The following is an 18,178-nucleotide window of genomic DNA, read 5'->3' on the forward strand; positions in this document are numbered from 1 at the left end:
GGTGGGAAATCAATGCGCGTATAAACCTTCAGGCTATGGCAACTATCCGAATGGTACGTCTACCATGTAGTCACACTCCTTTCAGATAGCCCCCAATGATCAAAGCCAGCCTGCGTAGTCACCTGACCCTCTGGTTTGCCGGTTTGTCGCTGCTCACCCTGGTGAGCGTAGGGTTCTACGTTGGGCACATCGCTACCGAGCAACTGAAACTGGCCAGTGGCAATGCCTTGTTGAGCACTGCCCGCTCCACCGCCGCGCTACTGGCGGTGCAGCTGCGTGAACGCCAGCTCGAAGTGTCGCTGCTCAGCCGCGCACCGCTGTTCAGACGGGGCAACCTGGACGATCCGGACATACTGACCTCCATGGAACAACGCACCCAGTCCCGCGCCGAGTACGCGTGGATGGGCGTCGCCGACACAGACGGGCGTGTGCGCCAGGCGGTGAATGGGCTGCTGGTCAACCAATCCGTAACGGCACGGCCCTGGTTCCAGGCCGGTTTGCAGGGCAACTACACCGGCGATCCCCACGAGGCGGTATTGCTTGCCAAGCTGCTGCCGGGCTCCAACGGTGAGCCCTGGCGCTTCATCGACTTTGCCGCACCGATTCGCAATGCCGGGGGCCAGGTGATCGGCGTACTGGGGGCTCACGCCCACTGGACGTGGGTGACACAAATTGTCGAAGCGGCCAAAGGCAATACGCCGGACATCGAGGCGCTGATCATCGACAACGACGGCAAGGTGCTCTACCCGGAACAACTGGCCGGCCAGCAACTGCCCCAGGACCGCCTGGCCAATGACACCGGCTGGTCGGTCGACAACGGCTACGTGACCAGCGCCGTGGCGGTGCCCAGCCCGTCGAATTCCAGCCTGACCTGGTACATCGTGATGCGCCAGCCGCTGGAAATCGCCCTGCACCCTGCCCGCGTATTGCTCTACAAACTGCTGCTGTTGGGCGTCATTGCCGCGGTGATTTTCGGCTTCGTGGCGTATTACCTGGCGTCGTACCTCAGCCGGCCCATCGAAGAACTCGCGCGTTCAGCCAAGCAGGTCCAAAACCAACAGCCTGGCGCGTATTTCCCTCAAGACCATTTCGTACTGGAAATCGCCCAGCTCGGGCGCTCCATCAAGGGCATGACCCAATCGCTGCTTGGTAAGGAGCGCGAGCTGCAGGACACCAATGCGTCCCTGGAAGCCACCGTCGCCCAGCGTACTGCCGCCCTCACCCAGGCCAATGCCGAGCTGTTGAACCTGGCCAGCCATGACGCCCTGACCGGCGTCTACAACCGTCGGCGCTTCGATGAAAAACTGGCGGAGTACAGCCTGCTGTTCCAGCGCAGCGGGCGCGCGTTTGCCTTGCTGCTGATCGACGTTGATCATTTCAAGCGGATCAACGATACCCATGGGCATGCCGTCGGGGACGATGTACTGCGCCAGCTCGCGCAGTTGATTCAGGACGCCACCCGTGCCACTGACTTCGTCGCCCGTTACGGCGGTGAAGAGTTTGCGGTGCTGTTGCCGGAAATCGAAGCGCCGGACAGCCCGGACGTGGTGGCCGAGAAGATTCGCGCGGCAATTGCCGGAGCGTATTTCGAGACCGCTGGGCAGGTCACGGTGAGTATTGGCGTCGGACTCGTTGAAGCGTCGGACAGCGACACCACAGTGCTGATCAAGCGTGCGGATCAACAGTTGTATCGGGCCAAGTCGTCGGGGCGCAACCGCGTGGCGTGACGGTGTAGCGCGTCATGAGCCTTTCCAGAAAGCCACCACGCTCTTGATTAAATATCGACAGCCGCGCACCCATGACCGTAACCTGCCCCACGAACGATGAATACAACGTATGCAGGTCATCAATGGCTGAGGTGCTGGACCGTTTCGACCAATGGCTGGCTCGGTTCGGCAAGCGTTACGTTCATCTGGACTCGGGAGATGACGATTTCCATGGCTTTATCATCGATGCTGAACAGGTCGCGGCAACCATCGAGCTGGCGCGTGTCGCCGGTATCAACGCCAGTCTTGAGAGTTTCTGATTTCAGGTAAATATCCATGTCCATCACCGACAACCTGCTCGCCTTCACCTTCGCCGCCACGCTGCTCACGTTGACGCCCGGACTGGACACGGCCTTGGTATTGCGCACTGCAACGGTGGAGGGCAAGCAACAAGCCTTGCGCGCCACCCTGGGTGTCAATGCCGGCTGCCTGCTGTGGGGTGCAGCGGTGGCCTTTGGGCTGGGCGCGTTGATTGCCGTGTCCGAGATGGCCTTCAACGTCTTGAAGTACTGCGGCGCGGCTTACCTGGCGTGGCTGGGCTTGAACATGCTGGTGCGCCCGCGCAGTTCGCTGGCGTCCGTCGAGGCCGATGGAAAACCCGGTGCCAACTGGTTCCTGAAAGGCATGATGGGCAACGTGCTCAACCCCAAGATCGGGATTTTCTACGTGTCTTTCCTGCCGCAGTTCATTCCCCAGGGGCATCCGCTGGTGGCGTGGACGTTCGGGCTGGTGAGCATCCACGTGGTGATCAGCCTGGCCTGGTCACTGATACTGATCGGTGCCACGCAGCCATTGGCCGGCATGCTGCGGCGTGAAAAGGTGATCAAGTGGATGGACCGCACCACCGGCATGATATTCGTGCTGTTCGCGGCCCGGCTGGCCTTCAGCAAGCGCTGAAGTCAGCGCCGGTCCCGATGCCGTACCAGGCCTTCCAGGGTAAACCGCGCCTGCATCAGCACCACATCCCGCACCAGTTCCATTTCCTTCTGGCTCACTTCGGTCCAGTTCAAGGCGGAGAGCAGCTTGGGTTTCTGCACCCGAAACGCCAGGCCCTGGGTGAACAGCGCCATTGAGTGGATCACCGTGCGCTCGTCGTCAACGGCAAGGCCGGCAACGCGCGCGATCAGCAGGCGGATCACGTTGGCGATGCGCGCCTTGAAGCGTTCCTCGAACGCCATGGTCGCGCTTTCAGGGCAGAGCCCGGCTTGATGGCGATCAAGAAACGCTCGCCACGCGGTGGTCTGGGGACTGTCCTGGATCGTTGAAACCACCGCGCCGAGAATGCCCAGTGAGGCGTCGATCAACCTCTGATCGTCGACCCCGGGATCGGCCAGCGCACCTTCTGCGGCTTCAACGGTAGGCGCCATCTTTTGCCACAACAGCGTGATCAAGTGCTCGACGCATTCCAGGTACACGCCTTCCTTGCCATCGAAGTAGTACTGGATCGCGGGCGCATTGACGCCGGCAGCATTCGCGATGTCTCGCGTGGACGCGCCGTCGTAGCCACGCTCGCCAAATACCTCGACAGCCGCCTCGATAATGCGTGCGCGGGTTTCTTCACCCCGCTGATAACCCCCTTCGGCGGCCGGTTTGTGTCGTGCCATGTGCCACTCCATTTTTTTAACGTAACCAAAATATACCAGTTGACAAAAATTCGCGAAAAAACGAATTTATTCCAACTGATATAAAACTGGAGTGACTTGATGTCCGCTGCACCTCCCTCTCCTCAGGTCATTCCTGAAACCACCGTCAACGGCCAACGTGGCAAAGCCCGACGGATTCTACTGTCACTCGCCGGCGTGGCGCTGTTGGCCGGGCTGGCGTGGGGCGCCTGGTGGTGGCTCACCGGGCGCTTTATCGAGACCACCGACGACGCCTATCTGCAAGCCGACAGCATCAGCGTGGCGCCGAAAATCAACGGCTACGTCGCCGAGGTGCTGGTGGCCGACAACCAGAACGTGAAGCGTGGCGACGTGCTGGTGCGCCTGGATGCGCGCAAATACCAGGCAGTGAGTGACGAAGCCTCGGCGACGATTGCGGCCCGCGAGGCTGACTTTGCCAAGGCCCAGGCCGACCTGGTGCAACAGGACTCGACCATCGCCGAAGCACGGGCCCAACTGCAAGGCGCCCAGGCCGACGCCCAGCACGCGCAAACCGAAGTCGCACGTTATGCGCCGCTGGCGCGTTCCGGGGCCGAGCCGGAAGAACGCCTGGCGCAGCTCAACAACCAGCTCGCCCAGGCACGCAGCACCGTGGCCGCCAAGCAGGCCGCGTTGCGCTCCAGCCAGACCCGCTACGGCACCCTCGAAGCCCAGCTCAAGCAAGCCCAGGCGCAACTCGGCGTGGCCAAGGCCAGCGAAGCCCAGAGCCAGCTGGACGTGGACGACGCGGTGATTCGCAGCCCGCTCGATGGCCGCGTCGCTGATCGCGGTGTACGCGTCGGCCAATACGTGCAGCCAGGCACACGCTTGTTGACCGTGGTGCCGGTGAGCGCGATCTACCTGACCGCCAACTACAAGGAAACCCAAATCGGCGAGATGCGCGCCGGGCAGACCGTCACCGTGCATGTGGACGCACTGCCAGGCCATGATATTCAGGGCCATATCGACAGCCTGTCCCCAGGCACCGGCGCACAGTTCGCGTTGCTGCCGCCGTCCAACGCCACCGGCAACTTCACCAAGATCGTGCAGCGCGTGCCGGTGCGGATTTCCCTGGATGTACCGGATGACGACGTGCGCCAGGCACTGGTGCCCGGCTTGTCCGCCACCGTGGAAGTCGACACCCGCACCCACAAGGCAGACGCCAACCATGGCTGAAGCCATCTTGACCGAAGTGCCCGCGGACAAACCGCGCAACGCTTCGTTGACCGACTGGATCGCAGTCGCCGCCGGCTCGCTGGGCGCCTTGCTGGCGACCCTGGACATCTCGATCACCAACTCGGCGCTGCCGCAGATCCAGGGCCAGATCGGCGCGACCGGTACCGAGGGCACGTGGATCGCCACCGGTTACCTGATGTCGGAAATCGTCATGATTCCCCTCGCCGCCTGGCTGACCCGGGTATTCGGCCTGCGCCGGTTCCTGATCGGCACCGCGTTGATGTTCACGTTTTTCTCGATGTTCTGCGGGTTGTCTTCCAGCCTCGGCGCGATGATCGCCGGGCGTATCGGCCAGGGTTTTGCCGGCGGCGCGATGATCCCGACCGCACAGACCATCGTACGCACCCGCCTGCCTGCCCACCAGCTGGCAATCGGCACCACGATGTTCGGCATGACGGTGATCCTCGGTCCGCTGCTGGGCCCGGTGATTGGCGGCTGGCTCACGGAAAACATCAACTGGCGCTGGTGCTTCTTCATCAACCTGCCCGTCAGCATCACCTTGATCACCTTGCTGATCACCGGCCTGCCCAGCGACCGCATGAACCTCCAGCAATTCATCAAGGCCGACTGGCTGGGCATCATTGGCCTGGCCATGGGCCTGAGTTCACTCACCGTGGTGCTGGAAGAAGGCCAGCGCGAACACTGGTTCGATTCGCAGTTGATCATCTGGTTGAGCATCACGATGGTGATCGGCTTCTTCCTGATTGCCGTCGGGCAAGTCCGCTCGAGTACGCCGATCCTGCGCCTGCAACTGGTGCTCAACCGCAGCTTTGGCAGCGTGCTGCTGATCGCCACGGCGGTCGGCGCCGGGCTGTATGGCACGGCGTACCTGGTGCCGCAGTTCCTCGGCATCCTGTCGGGCTATAACGCGCAACAGTCGGGTTCGATCATGTTGCTGTCGGGGATTCCAGCGTTCCTGCTGATGCCGATCCTGCCGCGAATGCTTGGCCGCCTGGACCTGCGGATGATGGTCGGCGTGGGTTTGTTGATGTACTGGGCCAGCTGTTTTCTCGACACCCAGCTCACCGCCCAGAGTGTCGGCCATGATTTCTACGGGTCGCAGATCCTGCGGGGCTTCGGGCAGATCCTGGTGATGATGCCCCTCAGCCAACTGTCGATGCGCTCGGTGGAAACCCGCGATGCGGGTGATGCGGCCGGGCTCTACAACATGTCACGCAACCTCGGCGGTACCTTGGGGCTGGCGCTGCTCGGCGTACTGATGGACCGGCGCAGCCACTTCCACGACGACATGTTGCGCGAAGGCATCCAGGCCAACACCCAGTTGACCCAGGATCAAATGGCGAGCGATACCGCCAGCTACCTGGCGCAAACCGGCGACCCGTCCACCGCCTCGCTGCAGGCCCTCAGTCATCTGGCCAACGACATCGCCCAACAAGCGGCGGTGATGGCCTACAACGACGCGTTCTACGTGCTGGGACTCGCCATGCTGGCGTGCCTTCCCCTGATCTTCATCCTGAAAAAGCGCGCGGCGCAGGCAGGCCAACGAACATGATTTATCGCTCACTTCCCTTGCTCTTCACCGTCGGCCTTCTGACGGCGTGTACCGTGGGGCCGGACTACCAGGGCGCGCCGGATGCCTCGCCAAAAACCCTCGCGGCCGGGCGCTTGCCCCACGCCGACATAGGCCTGCCGCGCACACCCGCGGTCGCCCAGTGGTGGCAAGCCCTGGGCGATCCGCAGCTCAACCAATTGGTGGCCCAGGCCCTGCAAAACAGTCCGGACATGGCGACCGCCCAGGCGCGTCTCAAGCAGTCGCGAGCCAGCTTGAGTGGCGCCAACGCCAACGCCCTGCCCAAGATCACCGGCGATGCAGCGATGCTGAAGCTGCGCTCCCCCGACACCTCGGCGCTGGGTGGCAGCAGTGGCGGTGGTCGCGGGCCATTGAGCCTTTACCTCGCCGGGTTTGATGCCAGCTGGGAGGCCGACCTGTTCGGCGGCACCCGGCGTGCAATCGAGGCGGCCCAGGCGGAAAACGACGCCTCGCAGGCGCAACTGGCCGATGCCCAGGTGCAACTGGCAGCCGAGGTGGTGCAGACCTATGCCGACGTGCGTGACCAGCAGGCGCGACTGGCGCTGGTGGACGCCAGTGTCGAGATTGAGGAACAGGCGCTGGACCTGACCCAGCAGCGACGCAGCCGTGGCGTGGCCTCGCAGTTACAGCTGGAGCAGGTCCTGACACAGGCCGAAAACACCCGGGCCCAACGCCTGCCGCTGCAAGCGTCAATCGTCGAGGCGATTGACCAGTTGAACCTGCTCTGCGGCCTGGAACCGGGCGAGTTGGACGCGAGCCTCAACACTCCTCGCGCCCTGCCCGCTATCCCTAGCCAGGTGCCATTTGCCGACCCGGCGGCGATCCTGAAAGCACGCCCGGATATCCGGGTGGCCGAGCGCCAACTGGCTTCCAGCAACGCGCAGATCGGCGAGAAAACCGCCGACTGGTTTCCCAAGCTCAGCCTGATGGGCGACTTGTCGTTCTCGGCGGCCGATCCCGGGCACCTGGCGCGCAAGGACAGCGGCACCTGGCTGCTGTTGCAGCGGCTGACCTGGAACGCATTGGATTTCGGCCGGGTGGCGGCCAGTGTCAAAGGTGCGGAAGCCGGGCGCGACGAGGCCCTGGCCCATTACAAAAGCGTGGTGTTGAGTGCGTTGCGTGATGCGGATGTGGCCCTGGCGCGATATGGCAACCAGCGGCAGAACGTGGTGCTGCTGCGTAACGTGGAATCTTCGGCAGTACGGGCTGCGGACCTGACGCGCCAGCGTTATAAGGCAGGTACGGCGAGCACGCTGGATTGGCTGGACGCGGAACGTACGCGGTACCAGGCGCAGGAAAGCCGGATTTCCGGGGATGCGCTGTTGCTCAAGGACTTTGCGTCATTGCACAAGGCGCTGGGGTTGGGATGGACGTTGTGACAAATAACCCGAGTGACCACTGACCTGTGGCGAGGGGGCTTGTCCCCCGTTGGGCTGCGCAGCGGCCCCAAAAAAGAGGGACTGCTACGCAGTCCAACGGGGGACAAGCCCCCTCGCCACAACAAGCCCTCTCACCACAGGTACGGTGTCAGCTTTTAATTGGCCGTATTGGCCCGCGCCGCGTGCAGCTTCTTGTAGCTGTCGATCAACCGCAGGTGCCGGTCCAGCCCTTCCAGCTTCATGCTCGTCGGCGTCAAACCATAGAACCGCACACTGCCATTCACCGACCCAATCGCCGCGTCCATCCGCTCGTTGCCAAACATGCGGCGGAAATTCACTTCGTAGTCCGCCAGTTCCAGGTCTTCGTCCAGCTCCATCTCCAGCACCGCATTCACGGCCTGATAGAACAAGCCGCGCTCGACGGTGTTGTCGTTGTACTGCTGGAACATCTCCACCAGTTCCTTGGCTTCTTCGAACTGCTGCAGGGCCAGATAAATCAGCAGCTTCAATTCCAGGATGGTCAGTTGACCCCACGCCGTATTGTCATCGAACTCGATTCCGATCAAGGTGGTGATGTCGGTGTAGTCGTCCAGTTCGCTTTCCACCAGGCGCTCAACCAACCCCTTCAATTCCGCTTCGTCGAGACGATGCAGGTTCAGGATGTCTTCGCGGAAAAACAGCGCCTTGTTGGTGTTGTCCCAGATCAGGTCGTCGATCGGGTAGATCTCCGAATAGTCCGGCACCAGGATGCGGCAGGCGGTCGCGCCGATGTGCTCGTACACCGCCATGTAGACTTCCTTGCCCATGCCTTTGAGGATGCCGAACAAGGTGGCGGCTTCCTCGGCGTTGGAGTTTTCACCCTGGCCGGAGAAGTCCCATTCGACGAACTCGTAATCCGACTTCGAGCTGAAGAAGCGCCACGACACCACGCCGCTGGAGTCGATGAAGTGCTCGACAAAGTTGTTCGGTTCGGTCACCGCATGGCCTTCAAACGTCGGCTGCGGCAGATCGTTCAGGCCTTCAAAGCTGCGGCCTTGCAGCAGTTCGGTGAGGCTGCGTTCCAACGCCACTTCCAGGCTGGGGTGCGCGCCGAACGAGGCGAATACGCCGCCGGTGCGTGGGTTCATCAACGTCACGCACATCACCGGGAATTCACCGCCCAGGGACGCATCCTTCACCAGTACCGGAAAGCCCTGGGCTTCCAGGCCCTGGATACCGGCCAGGATACCGGGGAATTTCGCCAGCACTTCCTGCGGTACATCCGGCAGCGCGAATTCACCTTCGATGATTTCGCGTTTTACCGCGCGTTCGAAGATTTCCGACAGGCACTGCACCTGCGCTTCAGCCAGGGTGTTACCGGCACTCATGCCGTTGCTGAGGTACAGGTTCTCGATCAGGTTGGACGGGAAATACACCACCTCGCCATCGGACTGGCGCACGAACGGCAGCGAAACAATGCCGCGTTCTTCGTTGCCGGAGTTGGTGTCATAGAGGTGTGAGCCGCGCAGCTCGCCGTCACGGTTGTAGATGTGCAGGCAATGCGCGTCGAGTATCTCCGGTGGCAGTTCGTCCTTGCGGCCCGGCTTGAACCAGCGCTCGTCCGGGTAATGCACAAACGCCGCGTTGGCGATGTCTTCACCCCAGAACTGGTCGTTGTAGAAGAAGTTGCAGTTCAGCCGCTCGATAAACTCGCCCAATGCCGACGCCAATGCGCCTTCCTTGGTCGCGCCCTTGCCGTTGGTAAAGCACATCGGCGAGTGCGCGTCGCGGATATGCAGCGACCATACGTTGGGCACGATATTGCGCCACGAAGCGATCTCGATCTTCATGCCCAGGCCCGCGAGAATGGCCGACATGTTGGCGATGGTTGTTTCCAGCGGCAGGTCCTTGCCCGCGATGTAGGTGCCCGCGTCGGACGCCGCGCTCGGCATCAGCAATGCCTGGGCATCGGCATCCAGGTTTTCCACTTCCTCGATGACAAACTCCGGCCCGGCCTGCACGACTTTTTTCACGGTGCAGCGGTCGATGGAACGCAGGATGCCCTGGCGGTCTTTATCGGAGATGTCCGCCGGCAATTCGACCTGGATCTTGAAGATCTGGTTGTAGCGGTTTTCCGGGTCGACAATGTTGTTCTGGGACAGGCGAATATTGTCGGTAGGGATGTTGCGGGTTTCGCAGTACAACTTCACAAAGTAAGCCGCACACAACGCCGACGACGCCAGGAAGTAATCGAACGGACCGGGGGCCGAGCCATCGCCCTTGTAGCGAATAGGCTGGTCGGCCACCACGGTGAAGTCGTCGAACTTGGCTTCAAGTCGAAGGTTGTCGAGAAAATTGACCTTGATTTCCATGCGGGATTACCAGAATAGCGAGCAAAATATGGCCGCCATTATCCGGGTTTCGAGGCGTAAGTCTTGTGCTTTCGGGCCTGGCCGATCGTTGGCAATGGGTATCAGCCGTGTTGAAAGTCCGCAATCTGCTGCCACATCGCGATCGGGTTGGAGTACATCGGGAAGTGCCCGCACCGGGCAATCGGCGCCAACCGCACGCCTTGCGCCTGGATATGCGCCAGGTACGACAAATGGGCATTCTGCTCGCCGTACATGAACATGCGCGGGCATTCCAGGCCGAGGAACTTGCCCATCAAGTCGGCGTTATCCGACAGTTCGACCATCGACTGGAAGATCCCCCGCACCGCCCCGGCACGCACCTTGTGCCGCAGGCTCGCCGAATACAGCGCGCTGGCGTAGGCCGGTGCCTGCCGGGTGCGCTCGATAAAGGCGCTGAAAAACGCCTCGGGATCATCCGCCGGGTAGTCGACGATCTGCCGGCTGAGAAAGCAGTCTTCCGGGGCGATATTGCCTTCGATATCGACAAAGCTCAGCACCCGGCCCGGCAACCGGTGCGCCACCATCAGCGCGGTAAGCCCGCCCATGGAGTGGCCTACCAGATGGAAGCGCTCGATGTTGAAATGCTCCAGCACCTGCAAGGCGGTTTGCAGCAGGAACGGGATGGAGATCTTCGACAGGTCATCGCAATGGCTCTCACCGCAACCCGGGGCGTCATAAGCCAAAAATGGATGACCGTCGAAGGCAGGTTGCTGGACGATGTCGGCGTAATCTTCCTTGGTCGAGCCAAAGCCATGCAGGAACACGATTGGCGCCAGGGTACCCGCGCGGTGGATCGCGGCGATGTTCAACGGCACATCGGCGACGACGATGGGGAGTTGTGTGTGGGTGAATGGCATGGTGAAGACTCCCTGAAAAACCGATTGGCGGCTCAAAAGCCGTTAATTTCAACGGTATTCAGGTTTCTGTAAATTCCTGATTCGGGAAGGTATTCATAGGCTGATCGTATGAGTCGTTCCATAACGCCCTACCCCGCACTCAATCCCCACAACACGTCCAACACATGTTGCGTAGGCCGCTCAACCTCCCCGGCGCGATGGGCGATCCCCAGTTGCCGCCACAGCAACGGTTGCAACGGCCGCATCGCAATCCGGGTGTCGTGCAAGGGCGTGGACGCTTCATGGGGCAACAACGTGGCCCCGTAACCGGCGGCCACCAGGCTTTTGATTGCGTCGTTGTAATTCAGCTGAATACGCGCCGTCGGCTGGTAGCCGTCATTGGCAAACCACTCCGAGGTCAGGCGCGAAAGCCGGGTGGTGTTGTCATTCAGGATTAACGGCTGGGCAGCCAGCCAAGCGGGTGTTACCACCTCGGGGCATTCCCGACGCGCCGGCAAAAACGCCATGACCGGGTCGCGCCGCCAGGGCTCGATCCGCAAGCCCTTCACCGGTGCCTGGGGCAGCGCCACCAGGCCGATCTCCAGGGCGCCCTCGGCCAGCTTCTTCAATGTGTCCTGCGACGTGAGCACCGCCACCTGCACATCAATGGCGGGATGATGTTGGCTCAAGGTTTCCAGAGCTTGCGGCAGCAACTGTGCGATGGCTCCGGTTGAGGCTCCCAGACGCACCCGCCCCGCCAGCCCCTGCACCTGTCGCTCCACGTCTTCAAGCGCCTGCTCGGCATCCGCCAACAAGCGGCGCGCGCGCTCCACCAGGGTTTCGCCAATCGCTGAAGGCTGCACCCGCCCACGGGTACGCGATAGCAGCTTGCCGCCCACTCGCGCCTCCAGGTCGGCGATATGCAGGCTGACGGTGGGTGGCGCCAGATTGAGCATGCGGGCGGCCTCGGCGAACGAACCGAGGTCGGCAATTGCCACCAACGTACGCAGGCGGTCCAGGCTGATTTCGCGCATGGGTCAATCCTCGTTCATAAAAACTGAACTTCATCGTTTGGAAATTCAACTTTTCCTATCCTAGCGGCTGGCCGAAGATTGGAACACCTGATTTCCTATCCGAGTGCATCCCATGGCAAATCCTCTTGTATTCATCGACGGCGACCAAGGCACCACCGGGCTACAGATCCATCAACGCCTGCGCGACCGCACCGATCTGCAACTGATCACCCTCAGCGCTGAACACCGCAAGGACCCGCAGCAGCGCGCCGAGATGATCAACGCCTGCGATATCGCGATTCTCTGCCTGCCTGACGACGCCGCACGGGACGCCGTCGCCAGCATCCACAATCCGGCCGTGCGGGTGATCGACGCGAGTTCGGCACACCGCACTCATCCCGACTGGACCTACGGTTTCGCCGAGATGACCCCGCAACAGGCGCAACGCATTGCCACGGCGCAGCGGGTGAGCAATCCCGGTTGCTATCCCACCGGTGCGATTGGGTTGCTGCGCCCGTTGCTTGAGGCCGGGCTGCTGCCCGGGGACTACCCGACGACCATTCATGCCGTCTCGGGCTATTCCGGCAAGGGCCGCGCCGGGGTGCAGGAGCACGAGGGCGCCGACGCTTCACAGGCGCCCGCGTTCCTGGTGTATGGGCTGGGACTGGCACACAAGCATGTGCCGGAGATTCAGCAGCAAAGCGGGCTGACGCAGCCGCCGCTGTTTGTGCCGGCCTACGGGGCGTTCCGCCAGGGCATCGTGCTGACCATCCCGCTGCAACTGCGGCTGTTGGCCCCGGGCGTGGACGCGGCGCGGTTGCATGCCTGCCTGACGCAGCACTACCGCGACACCCGTCACGTACAGGTGCTGTCGATGCAGGCTGCGAGGGAGTTGACCTACCTCGACCCTCAAGCGCTGAACGGCACGGACGATGTGCGCCTGATCGTGTGTGAAAACCACGAGACGGGCCAGGTCCTGCTGGCGGCGATATTCGACAACCTCGGCAAGGGCGCCGCAGGTGCCGCCGTGCAGAACCTGGATTTGATGATCAAGCCGAGACCGTAGCGATAAAGGCGCGCAGGTCCGCCAGCATCAACGCCGGCTGCTCCCAGGCCGCGAAGTGACCGCCGGCGGGCATCTCGCTCCAGTGCACGATGTTGAAGGTCTTTTCGGCAAATGAGCGCGGCGGCGGCACGAACACCGGATCACGAAAGGCGGCAAATCCGGTCGGCACCTGGATGCGGGTGCCGACCGGGAATTTTGACGATCCCTCAAGGCGCTTGCCGTGATACATCCACGTCGCGGTGACCATGGAAGATGGCGCGAGATACAACATTATGTTGGTCAGCAGTTGCTCCTCGGTAAAGGTGCCCCAGAGATCCGGGCTGCCATCGGCGGTAGTGGGCAGATCGGCCCATGTGCCGATTTTTTCGAGGATCCATCCCGCGGCCCCCACCGGGCTGTCGGCCAGCGCGACACCCAGGGTCTGCGGGCGGGTTTCCTGCTGGTGGTTGTAGCCGGTTTCCCAGTCGATCAGCACGTCACGCCGGGCGACGAAAGCCTCCTCCTCCGGCGTGGTCGCAACGGTGCCCTGGGCCAGCAGGTCGGCCATGTTCAGGTGAATCCCCAGTAACGCCTCGGGCCGATCGTGGGCCATCCAACCGGCGATGCCCGAACCCCAGTCACCGCCCTGAACGATGAAGCGGGTTGGCCCGAACAGCCGGGCCATCAGCCCATGCATGAGTTCGCCCGCCCGACGTGGGCCAATCACTCCGGTGATCGGCCTGGAGAATGCAAACCCCGGAAGCGACGGCACGATCACATCGTGTCCGTCAGCCGCCAGCGGTTCCAGCAGCGCCTCGAATTCCAGGTACGAACCTGGCCAGCCATGGAGCAGCAGGATCGGCGGCCTGGAACCGTCGCCCCGCACATGGACGAAGTGCAGGTGCTCGCCCTCAATCTCGGTGATGAAGTTGGGCAGTTGGTTGAGGTGTTTTTCGACCCGGCGCCAATCATAGGATTCCAGCCAGTAAGCGACCAGGCGCTGAAGGTCGCGCACGCCAACGCCCGACTTCCACCCTCCCAAATCGGGAAGCCGGGTCCAATCGTAGGCGGCGACTTTGTCGCGGATGGCCACAAGACGTTCGTCGGGGACATTGATGGTGTAGGGCAAGATCATGGAATTCTCCTGGTGAGTTTCCGTATTACATTGCTTTACGCAATACTGAACCCGACAAAAACCGATGTGAACCCCATTACGCCGCTCAAGGCCTTTGCGAAAAACGCACAAGTGAGTTTCCCGTGGACATAACGGACGAACTGGAAATCTTTACCCTCGTGGCCGAGACCGCGAGTTTCTCGGCGGCCGCGCGTCGCTTGAACCTTGCGCCCTCCTCCATCGCGCGGGTGCTGGACCGCATGGAGGCCCGGCTGGGCGTACGCCTGTTGCTGCGAACCACGCGCTCACTGACCGTGACCCCGGAGGGTGCCGCCTACCTGTCGTGCGCCCGGCGGATCCTCACGGACCTGCGGGAAACCGAACAGCAGATTACCGACCAGAGTTCACCCCGCGGGCGCCTGCGGGTCAGCAGTTCGCTGCTGTATGGCAGGACCTTCGTGATCCCGTTGTTGGGCGAGTTCATTCAGCGTTACCCGGACATCCTGGTGGACATCAACCTGACCGACACCGTGGTCGACATCGCCGCCGGGCAAGCCGACGTCGCAGTGCGATTGGGCCCGCTGCCCGACAGCAGCCTGACGTCCCGCCGGCTGGGCGCCACCCACAAGGTCATCATTGCTGCGCCGAGCTATCTGGCACGACGCGGCACGCCGCAGGTGCCGGAAGACCTGCTGGATCACGACTGCATCGGTTTCAACTTCAAGCGTGCGGCGCCCACCTGGCCGTTTCGCAAGGATGGCCACGACTATTCACTGACGATCAAGGGCCATGTCGAAACCAATAACGGTGACACCCAGGGCCAATTGGCGGCCGAGGGCATCGGCATCGCGCGGGTCTGCGCCGAGACCGTGGCGGACGCCATTCAGGCGGGTCGGCTGGTGCCGCTGCTGGAGGCATTCAATCCAGGCGATGGCGAAGAGATCCATGCCGTGTTCCTCGGCGGTACCCACACGCCGGCGCGGGTCCGGTGTTTTGTCGACTACCTGGTTGAGCGGTTCCAGTAGGCGCGAAATTGCATGATTACTCGGCAACGAGTTCGACGTAGCTCGACTCCCCGCCTCCCGTCGCGCCCGACAACCAGCCCCAGACGAAGGCCAGGGTGGTACGCCCGGCGTCATCCACGCCTAGCGTGCCCCGGGACCAGCCGGCAAGAATCTCGCCCTCGGTGGTCAGGCACTGGTACAGCAACTCGATGGTATCGGGGCCTGTGGCGCGCCCGACTTGATTGCCCATGCGAATCCGGCCGCCCTGGTAGGTGCCCCATATGGCGTTTTCATCGACGTGGTAATGAAACACGGTGCCTGTACCGGACACACCATGGGTGTTGCCCGCGACGATAAACCGGCGGTTGTCCAGGCGTTCGCTGATTTGGCAAAAGGCATTTGGCATTGACAGGCGCTTCCTTGGTCGAGAGGGTTCATTCCGGGGCGCCCAACCTACCTCATATGGCTTTTGTCGGTCATGTAAAACCTGCACAATTGTGGGCTTTCCCGCGACAGGACGTCCCTTCATGCAACGCATCGTGATTCTCGGTAATGCGGGCAGCGGAAAATCCACCCTCGCCCGCGCCCTCGGACAACGCCTGGGCCTGCCCGTGGTGCACCTGGACACCCTGTTCTGGTCGCCCGGCTGGGTCGAGCCCGACGCCGAGCAGTTCCGTACCCGCGTGCGCGACGCCGTTGCCGCCGATGGCTGGGTGTGTGAAGGCAACTATGCGCGGCGCACGTTCGACCTGCGCCTGCCCCGTGCCGATTTGATCATCTGGCTCGACACGCCACGGCTCACCTGCTTTACCCGGGTGATCCTGCGCAGTGCGCTGAACCGCCCGCGCCCGGATATTCCCGCCGGCTGTACCGAGAAACTCGACCGGGAGTTCCTGACATTCCTGAAGTACGTGTGGACGTTTGATCGCGGCCACCGGCCAGGTATCGAGGCGGTGCGGTTGGCGGCAGGCCCGTCGGTGCCCGTGGTGCACTTGCGCGGTGGCCGACAGATCGCCGAGTTTCTCGAGCGCTTGCCCGCAGCATCTGAAGGCTGCCTTGAATAGAGGGAGCAGGAGCGTTGGCCGCGATAGTGGGTCGTCTTGCCAGTGAAGAAATCATTGATGGCAAGACTTCCACCGCCCTCGGGCCATGCCGTCCTGACAGGTTTTTTCAACTGTAGGATCTTGTTGGCAGCCGCTCCCTCGTGCGACCTGAAGAAGCCCCTATCTGGACCTCAGGTACCGATAGAGCGTCTGCCGACTGATTTCAAAATCACGCGCCAATTTGGATCTACTTTCTCCTGCAGTGGCCCGGTCAATCAAGTTTACAACCTGATTGTCAGACAGCTTTTTCTTGCGACCTCTATAAGTCCCACGATTCTTTGCACTGGCAATTCCCGCCGCCTGTCTTTCCCTCATCGCAGCGCGCTCGAACTCTGCAATCAGCTCCATTACCGCAATGATCGACTCCACGACTTCAAGACAGTCATGCCGGAAAACCAGGTTTTCGTTCAAACACTCCAGCGTGACCTGCTTTTCAATCAACCGGCGAATGATGGCGCACAGCTGCTCCGTGCTTGAAGTCAGCGCTGCCATGCTGTCCACCACCACGGTATCCCCGCACTGCAGGTAGCGGAGTAGCCTTTCCAGGCCTGCAGGATTCGCGGCATTTTCTGCCGGCTCATCGCAAAACACGGCATCAAATACATCGTCGCTTGTTATTTTCTCTGCGCCACCCTCGGGCTCTTTTAGAGCGCGCCGGACATATTTGATGCGATGCAATCTCATGGTGCCTCCTTGGCAATACTTGTACAGCGTCATTTTATACTTGTACAAACTGTAACTAAATCATCAATTCCTTACACCGCACTTGTAACACTGAACCCACCCAAAATACACAGTTGCAAAGAGTTGAACTTCCCTTATCATTTTGAAGCATGGAATTCTAACAAGCTTTTCGCAAAAAAGTCGATTTCGTATTCCTTGAATGCCCCGTGCAATTCAAGCAACCCATATGAGTATCTACTGTTTTACAGCTCAAATAATTGACATGACCGGCTTGACGCGGCTGTTAATTTCTCGATGCAATCAGAGGATGAATGGATGAAAGTCTTGGAAGGCGCCATCGAAATTGATCGCCCAACTACCGATCAGGAAAAGATTGATAAGGTAACCCGCAGTATTACCGATCATGGGAACTACCTGCGAAAGCGTTATCCGATCCTGCAGCACCAGGATGCTCTGGGCGCGAGTGTCATGGCGTTTTCCCTGATAGGGATGGTCATTACGGGAGGGCTCTATCTAAAGGGTTTTATCCCCGCATGGATGTGTATTCTGGTCAATGCGCTGCTGACTTCGTTCATTCATGAAATCGAACATGACCTGATTCATCGCCTTTATTTTAGAAAACAGCCGCTGGCCCATAATGCCATGATGCTCTTCTGCTGGCTGGCACGCCCGGGTATGCCCAGCCCGTGGCTAAGACGCAGTCTGCACTTTCATCACCATAAGGAGTCCGGAACTGATTCTGATGTTGAAGCCTGGATCACCACGAGCGGCAGTCCTTGGGGAATACTGCGATTACTGAAACTGGTGGACGGCTTTGTATTTGGTTTTCTAAATGCGGTGTTTGCCCCGGGATGGCGGCAAAAGGTAAAATTGTTAGGCAAGATCATTCGGCTCAATACACCATTCGGGCTTCTGTATTGGGGGTGCTGGTATGTGTTCCTCGGCTACCACCTGTATGTCTGGCTTGGGTCAATTACCGGGATGGAGGTTCACAGCGCTGCTACGACGCTGGAACTAATGGATATCGTAAATAGTGCAGTGGTTATTCTTATAGCGCCCAATATGATACGGCAGTTCTGCCTGTTCTTTATAAGTTCAAATATGCACTATTACGGCGATGTTGCCCCGCGTAACGCATTACAACAAACCCAGGTGATGAACCCTTGGTGGCTGTGGCCGTTCCAGTTGTTCTGTTTTAACTTTGGCAGCACTCACAGCATCCATCACTTCGTGGTGAGAGACCCGTTTTATCTGCGTCAGATGACGGCACCTCATGCTCATAAAGTCATGGCCCAGGCCGGTGTCAGGTTCAATGACTTCGGCACCTACAAACGAGCCAATCGCTTTTCCATGGAGCACTCCCAAACTCGGTCTCGTGGGTGAATTCCTCCACAACCATTATCCGTGTTCGGCAAG

At 60.9% G+C, this 18,178-nt stretch carries 17 protein-coding genes; 9 read left to right on the forward strand and 8 right to left on the reverse strand.

Features of this window, described 5'->3' with window-relative positions; all coding sequences use genetic code 11:
• Positions 1 to 95: 95 nt before the first annotated feature.
• Positions 96 to 1,727: a sensor domain-containing diguanylate cyclase gene (locus HX805_RS25710; protein WP_177047177.1), complete on the forward strand. Its 1,632-nt coding sequence runs from the start codon at positions 96 to 98 to the stop codon at positions 1,725 to 1,727.
• A gap of 119 nt (positions 1,728 to 1,846) precedes the next feature.
• On the opposite strand, the gene HX805_RS25715 is transcribed toward HX805_RS25710, so the two are convergent.
• Positions 1,847 to 2,044 carry a hypothetical protein gene (locus HX805_RS25715; protein ID WP_177117410.1) on the reverse strand — a complete coding sequence of 66 codons (198 nt, stop codon included), beginning with the start codon at positions 2,042 to 2,044 and terminating at the stop codon, positions 1,847 to 1,849.
• Here HX805_RS25715 and HX805_RS25720 point away from each other — a divergent pair.
• Positions 2,043 to 2,663 (forward strand): LysE family translocator, encoded by a 621-nt coding sequence (locus tag HX805_RS25720; RefSeq protein WP_177117411.1) that lies wholly within the window; start codon positions 2,043 to 2,045, stop codon positions 2,661 to 2,663. The genes HX805_RS25715 and HX805_RS25720 overlap by 2 nt on opposite strands.
• 2 nt (positions 2,664 to 2,665) lie before the next feature.
• Here HX805_RS25720 and HX805_RS25725 read toward each other — a convergent pair whose 3' ends face one another.
• On the reverse strand, positions 2,666 to 3,370 hold the full coding sequence (locus tag HX805_RS25725) for a CerR family C-terminal domain-containing protein (RefSeq protein ID WP_177009446.1): 705 nt from the start codon (positions 3,368 to 3,370) through the stop codon (positions 2,666 to 2,668).
• 99 nt (positions 3,371 to 3,469) lie between these two features.
• Here HX805_RS25725 and HX805_RS25730 point away from each other — a divergent pair, with 99 nt between their 5' ends.
• Genes HX805_RS25730 through HX805_RS25740 form a run of 3 tightly spaced genes read left to right on the forward strand, consistent with a single transcriptional unit; the run spans position 3,470 to position 7,573 of the window.
• Positions 3,470 to 4,582, forward strand: a complete 1,113-nt coding sequence (locus HX805_RS25730; protein WP_008436342.1) for an HlyD family secretion protein — start codon at positions 3,470 to 3,472, stop codon at positions 4,580 to 4,582.
• Positions 4,575 to 6,155 carry a DHA2 family efflux MFS transporter permease subunit gene (locus HX805_RS25735; protein WP_177080898.1) on the forward strand — a complete coding sequence of 527 codons (1,581 nt, stop codon included), beginning with the start codon at positions 4,575 to 4,577 and terminating at the stop codon, positions 6,153 to 6,155. Before HX805_RS25730 ends, HX805_RS25735 begins: the two co-directional genes overlap by 8 nt.
• Complete coding sequence (locus HX805_RS25740; protein ID WP_177117412.1) at positions 6,152 to 7,573, forward strand: efflux transporter outer membrane subunit; 1,422 nt, start codon at positions 6,152 to 6,154, stop codon at positions 7,571 to 7,573. Before HX805_RS25735 ends, HX805_RS25740 begins: the two co-directional genes overlap by 4 nt.
• A 155-nt stretch (positions 7,574 to 7,728) precedes the next feature.
• On the opposite strand, the gene HX805_RS25745 is transcribed toward HX805_RS25740, so the two are convergent.
• The 3 genes from HX805_RS25745 to HX805_RS25755 form a co-directional block, all read right to left on the reverse strand.
• Positions 7,729 to 9,924 (reverse strand): OsmC domain/YcaO domain-containing protein, encoded by a 2,196-nt coding sequence (locus tag HX805_RS25745; protein WP_177080896.1) that lies wholly within the window; start codon positions 9,922 to 9,924, stop codon positions 7,729 to 7,731.
• A gap of 101 nt (positions 9,925 to 10,025) precedes the next feature.
• Complete coding sequence (locus HX805_RS25750; RefSeq protein ID WP_177080895.1) at positions 10,026 to 10,820, reverse strand: alpha/beta fold hydrolase; 795 nt, start codon at positions 10,818 to 10,820, stop codon at positions 10,026 to 10,028.
• A gap of 128 nt (positions 10,821 to 10,948) precedes the next feature.
• Positions 10,949 to 11,833 carry a LysR family transcriptional regulator gene (locus HX805_RS25755; protein WP_087695047.1) on the reverse strand — a complete coding sequence of 295 codons (885 nt, stop codon included), beginning with the start codon at positions 11,831 to 11,833 and terminating at the stop codon, positions 10,949 to 10,951.
• 112 nt (positions 11,834 to 11,945) lie between these two features.
• Between HX805_RS25755 and argC the strand changes: the two genes are divergently transcribed.
• On the forward strand, positions 11,946 to 12,878 hold the full coding sequence (gene argC / locus HX805_RS25760; RefSeq protein ID WP_177080894.1) for an N-acetyl-gamma-glutamyl-phosphate reductase: 933 nt from the start codon (positions 11,946 to 11,948) through the stop codon (positions 12,876 to 12,878).
• On the opposite strand, the gene HX805_RS25765 is transcribed toward argC, so the two are convergent.
• Positions 12,862 to 13,992, reverse strand: coding sequence for an epoxide hydrolase family protein (locus HX805_RS25765; protein WP_003215148.1), 1,131 nt, complete (start codon positions 13,990 to 13,992; stop codon positions 12,862 to 12,864). The genes argC and HX805_RS25765 overlap by 17 nt on opposite strands.
• Positions 13,993 to 14,114: 122 nt before the next feature.
• On the opposite strand from HX805_RS25765, the gene HX805_RS25770 reads away from it, so the two are divergent.
• A complete protein-coding gene (locus HX805_RS25770) occupies positions 14,115 to 14,996 on the forward strand; it encodes a LysR family transcriptional regulator (RefSeq protein ID WP_003215146.1) in 882 nt (293 codons plus the stop codon).
• Positions 14,997 to 15,012: 16 nt separating this feature from the next.
• Here HX805_RS25770 and HX805_RS25775 read toward each other — a convergent pair whose 3' ends face one another.
• The gene (locus HX805_RS25775; protein ID WP_008436319.1) at positions 15,013 to 15,381 is read right to left on the reverse strand and encodes a hypothetical protein; all 369 of its coding nucleotides are present in this window, start codon (positions 15,379 to 15,381) and stop codon (positions 15,013 to 15,015) included.
• 121 nt (positions 15,382 to 15,502) lie between these two features.
• On the opposite strand from HX805_RS25775, the gene HX805_RS25780 reads away from it, so the two are divergent.
• Positions 15,503 to 16,039: an ATPase AAA gene (locus HX805_RS25780; RefSeq protein WP_003215142.1), complete on the forward strand. Its 537-nt coding sequence runs from the start codon at positions 15,503 to 15,505 to the stop codon at positions 16,037 to 16,039.
• 159 nt (positions 16,040 to 16,198) lie between these two features.
• Here the strand turns inward: HX805_RS25780 and HX805_RS25785 are convergent, their stop codons facing one another.
• Positions 16,199 to 16,762 carry a recombinase family protein gene (locus HX805_RS25785; RefSeq protein ID WP_102369205.1) on the reverse strand — a complete coding sequence of 188 codons (564 nt, stop codon included), beginning with the start codon at positions 16,760 to 16,762 and terminating at the stop codon, positions 16,199 to 16,201.
• Between the two features lie 315 nt (positions 16,763 to 17,077).
• Here HX805_RS25785 and HX805_RS25790 point away from each other — a divergent pair, with 315 nt between their 5' ends.
• Complete coding sequence (locus tag HX805_RS25790; protein ID WP_177117413.1) at positions 17,078 to 18,145, forward strand: fatty acid desaturase; 1,068 nt, start codon at positions 17,078 to 17,080, stop codon at positions 18,143 to 18,145.
• Positions 18,146 to 18,178: the final 33 nt, after the last annotated feature.

It is taken from the genome of Pseudomonas sp. G5001 (genome assembly GCF_013385475.1).
Lineage (GTDB): Bacteria > Pseudomonadota > Gammaproteobacteria > Pseudomonadales > Pseudomonadaceae > Aquipseudomonas.